The following is an 8,284-nucleotide window of genomic DNA, read 5'->3' as shown; positions in this document are numbered from 1 at the left end:
GTAGAAGTAAGAACTGATGATACCATTTATCTGGTAAAAGTCAGCAAACGATTAGTAGCTGCAATGGAAGACCATGCTGATGAAGAACCAGATGATGATAATCTTGATGAACAGGATGATCATGATTTCGATGAGAATCCGGAAAATGAGGATTCTGAAGATTAGGCTGGTCTAATAGGGGTAAATCATAGGAAAGACCATGTAAATTTGGAAATATGAATATTTAATAAAAATTAGAGATTTTCTTAGCAATAACCCATATCCCCGCTAGAGGAACCTTTCTTTTCAATTATTCCGGGTATTCAATTCTGAGATGGTAGATATTGGTTAATTTGTGCTTTAATACCTTCTTAATCATTTGGATCTCTTTAAAGGTAATATTGGCATTCAAAAATTGATTCGCATTCATTTGCCCGGTTACGATCTTCTCCACAAATTCATCAATAATCTGATAGGTTGGGTTATTTAAACTTTTGGAGGCAGCTTCCACAGAATCGGCCATCATTAAAATGGCGGTCTCTTTAGAAAATGGTATAGGACCCGGGTACCTGAAATCGGATTCCTTAAAAGGATCATCTAATTCTTGCTGTTTCTTATAGAAATAGTATACCAGGTTCGTACCGTGATGCGTTCTGATGAAATCGACAACCCTGTCGGGTAAATTAAATTTTCTTGCAAGTTCTATTCCCTCTATGACATGATTTATAATTATTCTGGCACTTTCTTTAGGGTCCAGATCGTCATGCGGATTTATACTGGTTACCTGGTTTTCAGTAAAATAAGTAGGATTGTTCATTTTCCCAATATCATGATACAAGGCCCCTACTCTAACTAACATGGCATTTGCCCCGATTTCATTTGCAGAAGCTTCGGCCAGATTAGCTACCTGAAGAGAATGATGAAAAGTTCCCGGCGCTTTATTTGCTAACTCCTTCAGTAATTTAGAATTTGTGTCTGATAATTCCAGTAAAGAAACATCTGATACCATACCAAACATTTTTTCATAAATATAGATAAGAGGTTGAGCAAACAAGGTGATCATACCATTCAAAAAGAAAAATCCAAATATATACCAGTTTACATTGTCCAGGTTGCCTTCGTGAATGATATGAAACGCAAAATAACCTATGATGTATATAAGCGTAATCTGCCCTACAGAAATAAATAAATTAGCCCTTTTATAGAGTTCAGACACCGTTAAAATGGTAACAATCCCGGCTATAATCTGAAGAAAAATATATTCAAAGCTATTTGGAACTACAAAACCGAGAATAAGTACGGTTAAGACATGTACAAAAAGACCTAATCTGGCATCAAAAAATGTTTTCAGAATTAACGGCATTATACACAATGGCACCACAAAAACATAAGCCTCATTGTATTTTACCACAAGTGTAGTTATAAATACCATGAGTAAAATATTAAAGAAAATAAAGGTCACCCTTACATTGTTCCTAAATACTTCGGGCCTGTATTTTTTGAGAAATAAAAACAGCATAATAAGCACCAGGGCTACTAAAATAGTGTACCCAAAAAGGATAAAGTAGAAGTTGTTCTCCGTCCATAATTCTGATTCATATTCTGCTTTTAAGGACTCCAGTATCTTTAAATTCTCAGATTCTACAACTTCTCCGCGCGCGATAATTAGTTTTCCCTCGTCCACGTTGCCCCTTGTTAGAGAGACCTCAGAAATAGCTACTTCCAGTTCTCTTTTAGTGAGTTCCTCATCATATGAAACATTTGGTTGCACTACCTCAATAAAAAGTGCTTTAAAGTCAGTTTCATAGCGTCCAAGCCTCTTAGAATTAAGCATCCTACTAATTGAATCATCCAAACTGCCCATTCTGTATATGGCCTCTGGTTGCATCAGCCTTGCTTCACCCTCTTTAATTAAATATAGATTGTTTTTTGAAGTCAGCTCATCCGCCTTAGTCAAGACTCCGTGGGCATATATGGTATCCAGAAAATCTTTCCCCACCTTTTCTAAAATACGCCTGGATCGGTTGCTAAATTTTTCAGTGCTGAAAACAACAGGAAACTTGTCTGTAAAAATCTGGTAGGCTTCGGTAGCAGCTCCTTCATCGTAATTATAGTAATCTATCTGACCACTTTCTATGGCATTTTTCTCTTCGGCTATTTCATCGGCTGTTTTCTTAATGGAAAAGTCAAAGGGGGCATAAAGATTTTCGTACTGCCATGGTTTACCCTTCTGAAATTCATATTTGAACTTACCCCCTCTTGGAAAGAAAAATACAATACAGGCTATGGTAACCACATATAGAATATACTTGTAAATAAGTGATTGATTTTTATAAACGCCGTCTAAGGTTTTCCCCATAGTAGAAAGTATCTTCGTCAAAAATAGAAAATAATAGCATTACCGATTGCCTTTTAGGGACTAAACACAATTCATTGCACTTTAATTTATTAATTTCGCGTAGTTAATAGATATTCATATGAAAGAGGTAGTTATCGTATCTGTAGCCAGAACACCCATTGGTAGTTTTATGGGTTCTTTATCAACAATTTCGGCTCCAAAGTTAGGAGCTATAGCTATAAAAGGTGCCATGGATAAAATTAACCTGAGCCCTGATGAAATTGATGAAGTACTCATGGGCAACGTGGTACAGGCCGGAACCGGACAAGCACCTGCACGACAGGCCGCAATATTTGCCGGTATTCCCGACTCAGTGCCGTGTACTACCGTAAATAAAGTCTGTGCATCCGGAATGAAGGCCGTTATGCAAGCAGCACAGTCTATTGCACTGGGTGACACTTCAGTTGTTATTGCAGGAGGTATGGAGAATATGAGCCTTATTCCGCACTACATTCATATGAGAACGGGTCAAAAGTTTGGTCCTTCAACACTGGTAGATGGTATGCAAAAAGATGGTTTGGTTGATGTTTATGACCAAAATGCCATGGGTGTATGTGCCGATGCCTGCGCTATTGAATACAATTTTAGCAGGGAGGATCAGGACAATTTTGCTATTCAATCATATAGTCGATCGGCCGAGGCCTGGAAATCGGGAAAATTTTCAAATGAAGTAGTCCCCGTAGAAGTACCCCAGCGACGGGGAGAACCAATTATGGTGAATGAAGATGAAGAATTTAAAAATGTAAAACTAGATAAAATCCCTGCATTGCGCCCGGCCTTTACCAAAGACGGAACGGTTACCGCCGCTAATGCATCTACAATAAATGACGGAGCTGCAGCTCTGGTATTGATGAGTGCAGAAAAGGCAAAAGAAATGGGTTTAAAGCCCCTTGCAAGCATAAAAAGTTATGCCGATGCGGCCCAGGAACCAAAGTGGTTTACAACTGCACCGGCCAAGGCACTGCCCAAAGCAATTGCCAGAGCCGGCATAAAAATAGAGGAAGTAGATTATTTTGAGTTCAATGAGGCATTTGCCGTAGTTGGCCTGGCCAATATGAAACTTTTGAAACTCAAGGATAAGAATGTAAATGTAAACGGAGGCGCGGTATCCCTTGGACATCCTCTGGGTTGTTCCGGGGCCAGGATAATGATTACCCTTTTAAGTGTTTTAGAGCAAAATAACGGTAAAATAGGCGCTGCCGCCATATGTAATGGTGGTGGTGGAGCTTCGGCCATTATATTGGAAAGAAATTAATATTGCTGCAAAGGCAACCCATGCATCACGGTATTTGTCATCTTAGTATAGTACCTGTAAGAATTCTTGCGGAAGATGCGAGCGAGATGGTAACCCAACTTCTCTACGGCGATCATTTTAAGATTCTGGAAAAAAGAAAATACTGGAGTAAAATTCGTGATGACTTTGATGGTTGTGAAGGATGGGTTCGTAATAACCAATTTATTCCTATACAGAAACAAGATTCTAAAAACCTTAAAAATACCGGGGATACCAAATTCTCTGCTGATCTGGTATCTTATGTAAGTGATGGCAATACTGCTCTAATACCAATTGTTCTGGGTTCGGCTGTTAAGAATTCAGATTTTCTTGGTCACCAATTTGAAGGGACTTTGGTAGACTCAAATAAGGGTAAATCAAATCTGATTATTACTGCGCTTCACTACCTAAATTCACCCTATTTGTGGGGCGGAAAAACCCCTTTTGGAATAGATGGTTCCGGCTTAACACAAATGGTTTACAAAATAAATGGCCACAAACTATTAAGAAGGGCTGAAGAGCAGGCAACACAAGGCGAGGCATTAAGTTTTATTGAGGAAAGTGAACCGGGAGACCTTGCTTTTTTTGATAACAAGGAAGGCCAGATAAATCATGTAGGACTAATTATGCATGATAATTTTATAATCCACGTTAACGGAAAAGTAAGAATTGACAGACTGGACCATACGGGTATATTCAATACCGAGCAAAGGAGTTACACTCATAAATTAAGGGTGATAAAAAAGATTGTATAAAAAAACCCCGGTAAACAAGTTACCAGGGTTTTCTCGAAGAGTATTTGAATCTTGGTTATTCCCCAAGTAACTTTTTAATTCTCATGAAGTTTTCAGTATCTCCCAAAGCCCCATAAATATTCTTTAATTGTGTAAGCACTCCAGGGTTGTCTGGTTTCAATTTTAGTGCATCTTCCAAAATAACAGCGCCGTCTCTGAACAGATCATCTTTCTTCTGCTTTAATTCTTCGTAACGAGCTATATCGGCTTTGGAATTTCCTAAACTGTTCATTTCGTCAATCAGGCCATTTCCTTCATCTACATAAGTAGTTGATAGATTCAATTGAGCATTAACATAATTGGGATCAATCTCCAATGCCTTTTTATATGCCGCACGGGCTCCCTCTATATCTCCTTGTTCCATGTTAATTACACCTATGTTATACTGCAAATCTGCATTATCCGGGGCCATTTGAGATGCTTCCGCCATAAGGGTTTTAAATTTATCCTTATCTCCCAATTTGTAATGCAAATTGGCTTCATTCAAGAGTAAGTTTACATCATTAGGGTCACTCGCTCTGGCATCTGCAAATGCCTGAAGCGCTTTGTCGTCCTGACCTAGTTGAGAATAAATCAAAGCCATATTTTTAACAATTTCTGCTTTCTTAGAGGGAGATTTCTCATCTTGGGGGTCTTTGTACGCTCCGGATTTTACCATTAAATCCCTTTGTGTCTTTTCCATTGTCTCTTCAACGCCGGTTGCTACATTTGTAGCTTTGTAGATTACACCACTACCGTCATATTGGATATCCTTTAATTCCTCGTAATAAGCAAGAGCTTCTTCATAGTGACCTCCATTTACAGCACTACTTGCTGCATAATACAGATAAATAGTGTCTTTGGGACTTATCGAATAACTTAAATAGAGTTTTTCTGCGGCTCTCATAAATTCCTTTTTACTGTTGTCTTCAACAGCAGAATTCACTAAATCTGCAGTAATAGCGGCCATACGCTGATTTGTTTCATCAGAATACTTTCCTTTACTATCTTCAATACTTAGTACCTTGTTAAATGCGTCAATTGCTTCGGTGAAAGCATCATTATTCCCCTTGTTGGCAAGATCTGCATAAGTTTTGCCTCTAAGAAAGAAATACTGAGCCTGTATTTTTTCATCTGTTCCGCTGATCATTCCCTGTATCCCATCTAAAGATGATTTGGCAGATGCGGTATCACCAGATTTTAATGCTTTATCAGCTGCTTTTAGTTCTGCTTTCTGTGAAAATCCGGCCAGTGCAAAGCACATGAATGCCAGAATTAAAAGTTTAGTCTTCATTTTTGATATCAATTTACTTATTAGTGTTTATTAATTATTCTTTATCGTTTTCGGTAGTATCCATATCAAGAGCCGTGCCATCTTCCGTTTTCACCTCAATATCCATGATATCTACCTCCTCCAGATTGTCTTCATCCTTCATTACCTTTGCGACGGCTGCTATGGAATCATTTTCTTTCAGGTTTATCAACTTAACACCCTGTGTAGCCCTGCCCATAGTACGGAGGTCGTCAACACTCATCCTTATTGCTATTCCTGATTTATTTATGATCATTAAATCATCGGAATCTGAAACATTTTTAATGGCCACAAGACCTCCGGTTTTATCGGTTATGGAGATCGTCTTTACGCCTTTACCACCCCTGTTGGTAATCCTGTAGTCATCAATATTCGACCTTTTTCCATATCCGTTTTCTGAAACCACCAATATTTCATCATCAAAATTATGTACAGAAACCATGCCTATGACTTCATCATTTTCATCTGCCAATCTTATCCCTCTCACACCGGATGCATTACGCCCCATTGGCCTGGTCTTGCTTTCTTCGAACCTTATTGCCTTCCCGGATTTAAGACCCAATAAAATCTGACTTGTACCGGTTGTTAATTTTGCCTCTAACAATTCATCATCTTCTCTTATATTAATGGCAATAATTCCATTTTGCCGAGGTCTGGAATACTGTTCCAAAGAGGTTTTTTTAACCGTGCCTTTTTTGGTTGCCATAATAACATAATGGCCATTCACATATTCTTCATCTTTCAGATCTCTGGTGCAAATAAACGCTTTTACCTTATCATCCTGTTCAATGTTTATAAGGTTTTGAATGGCTCTTCCTTTTGAAGTTCTGCTTCCTTCGGGAATTTCATAAACCCGCATCCAAAAACACTTCCCCTTCTGGGTAAAGAACAACATATATTGATGGTTTGTACCCACAAAAAGATGTTCCAGGAAATCCTCAGTCCTGGTAGATGAAGCTTTTTGCCCTACTCCTCCCCTGTGCTGAGTTTTGTATTCACTCAAAGGGGTCCTTTTAATATACCCCGCATGAGATATGGTAATGACCACCTGTTCATCAGGTATCATATCCTCTATACTCAAGTCACCACCGGCAAAATTTATTTCTGATCTTCTTGGGTCCCCATAACGTTCTTTTACATCAAGAAGTTCATCTTTTATGATCTGCATTCTGCGATCCTTATTAGCCAGAATATCCTTTAAATCGGCAATTGTCTCTATTATCTCATCGTATTCTGAGCGCAATTTATCCTGTTCAAGTCCCGTGAGCTGGCGAAGCCTCATCTCTACAATGGCCTTGGACTGAATTTCCGACAATTTAAATCTTTCCATCAGGCTTTCCCTGGCCTCATCAGGATTGCAAGACGCTCTTATGATGGCAATTACCTCATCTATATTATCAGATGCAATAATGAGTCCTTCTAATATATGAGCCCGGTCTTCGGCTTTTTTCAGCTCAAATGTTGTACGTCTTACTACAACTTCATGCCGATGCTCAACAAAATAATGAATGATCTCCTTTACATTAAGCAATTTTGGCCTTCCATTGACCAGTGCAATATTATTAACGCTAAAGGATGACTGTAGTGCTGAATATTTGTATAATGTATTAAGGACAATGTTAGGTATGGCATCCCTTTTTAGAATATATACAATGCGCATTCCCTTTCTGTCTGACTCATCCCTGATTGATGCTATTCCATCAATCTTTTTATCGTTGATCAAATCTGCAGTCTTCTTTATCATGTCTGCCTTATTGACCTGATATGGAATCTCTGTAACAATTATACATTCCCTGCCCTGAACTTCTTCAAAAGTCGCTTTTGCCCTCATTACAACTCTGCCACGTCCTGTGTGAAAAGCTTCCTTTACACCATCGTATCCATATATTATACCACCGGTTGGAAAATCCGGAGCTTTTATGTGTGTAATTAGTTCATCAATCTCAATGTCTTTATTGTCAATATAAGCAATCGTTCCATCTACTACCTCTGAAAGGTTGTGGGGAGGCATGTTAGTAGCCATCCCTACGGCAATACCTGAAGCACCATTAATCAATAAGTTCGGTATCCGGGTAGGCAGAACTGTCGGCTCTTTCAGGGAGTCGTCAAAATTTAGTTGGTGATCTACCGTATCTTTATCAATATCTGCCAGCATTTCATCGGCAATCTTGCGCATTCGAGCCTCCGTATATCTCATTGCCGCAGGGCTATCGCCATCTACAGAGCCAAAATTACCCTGACCGTCAATCAGCATGTACCTCAGACTCCATTCCTGAGCCATCCTCACCATACTGTCATAAACAGATGTATCTCCATGTGGGTGATACTTTCCCAAAACTTCCCCGACAATCCTAGCGGATTTCTTGTGTGAACTTGAAGAACGAACACCTAAATCGTGCATTCCATATAAAACTCTCCTGTGAACCGGCTTTAAACCATCCCTGACATCGGGAAGGGCACGTGACACAATGACCGACATTGAGTAGTCAATGTAGGCTGATTTCATTTCATCTTCAATGTTGATAGGGATCAATTTTTCTCCTTCAGCC

The 8,284-nt window shown here is 39.1% G+C and carries 5 protein-coding genes; 2 read left to right on the top strand and 3 right to left on the bottom strand.

Annotated features, from left to right (window positions below; translation table 11 throughout):
• Positions 1 to 289 precede the first annotated feature (289 nt).
• Positions 290 to 2,338, bottom strand: a complete 2,049-nt coding sequence (locus Q0X89_RS10905) for an HDIG domain-containing metalloprotein (RefSeq protein ID WP_297694037.1) — start codon at positions 2,336 to 2,338, stop codon at positions 290 to 292.
• A 118-nt stretch (positions 2,339 to 2,456) separates the two neighbouring features.
• Between Q0X89_RS10905 and Q0X89_RS10900 the strand changes: the two genes are divergently transcribed.
• Positions 2,457 to 3,632 carry an acetyl-CoA C-acyltransferase gene (locus tag Q0X89_RS10900; protein WP_297694035.1) on the top strand — a complete coding sequence of 392 codons (1,176 nt, stop codon included), beginning with the start codon at positions 2,457 to 2,459 and terminating at the stop codon, positions 3,630 to 3,632.
• 20 nt (positions 3,633 to 3,652) lie between these two features.
• Entirely contained in the window at positions 3,653 to 4,405 is a 753-nt protein-coding gene (locus Q0X89_RS10895) for an NlpC/P60 family protein (protein ID WP_297694033.1), read from the top strand.
• Between the two features lie 55 nt (positions 4,406 to 4,460).
• Here Q0X89_RS10895 and Q0X89_RS10890 read toward each other — a convergent pair whose 3' ends face one another.
• Positions 4,461 to 5,717 (bottom strand): tetratricopeptide repeat protein, encoded by a 1,257-nt coding sequence (locus tag Q0X89_RS10890; RefSeq protein ID WP_297694031.1) that lies wholly within the window; start codon positions 5,715 to 5,717, stop codon positions 4,461 to 4,463.
• Positions 5,718 to 5,751: 34 nt separating this feature from the next.
• A partial coding sequence (gyrA, locus tag Q0X89_RS10885) for a DNA gyrase subunit A (protein ID WP_297694029.1) occupies positions 5,752 to 8,284 on the bottom strand: 2,533 nt, incomplete at its 5' end.

Origin of the sequence: uncultured Eudoraea sp. (assembly GCF_947258525.1) — a bacterium.
In the GTDB taxonomy this organism is placed as follows: domain Bacteria; phylum Bacteroidota; class Bacteroidia; order Flavobacteriales; family Flavobacteriaceae; genus Eudoraea.
The sequence above is the reverse complement of the archived record's forward strand: the minus strand, read 5'-3'. Positions and strand labels throughout refer to the sequence as shown.

What these genes read in the sequence shown, in the direction of transcription:
- Q0X89_RS10900 (WP_297694035.1), top strand. Translation starts at nt 2,457, where the DNA reads ATGAAAGAGGTAGTTATCGTATCTGTAGCCAGAACACCCATTGGTAGT.
- Q0X89_RS10895 (WP_297694033.1), top strand. Translation starts at nt 3,653, where the DNA reads ATGCATCACGGTATTTGTCATCTTAGTATAGTACCTGTAAGAATTCTT.
- Q0X89_RS10890 (WP_297694031.1), bottom strand. Translation starts at nt 5,717, where the DNA reads ATGAAGACTAAACTTTTAATTCTGGCATTCATGTGCTTTGCACTGGCC.
- Q0X89_RS10905 (WP_297694037.1), bottom strand. Translation starts at nt 2,338, where the DNA reads ATGGGGAAAACCTTAGACGGCGTTTATAAAAATCAATCACTTATTTAC.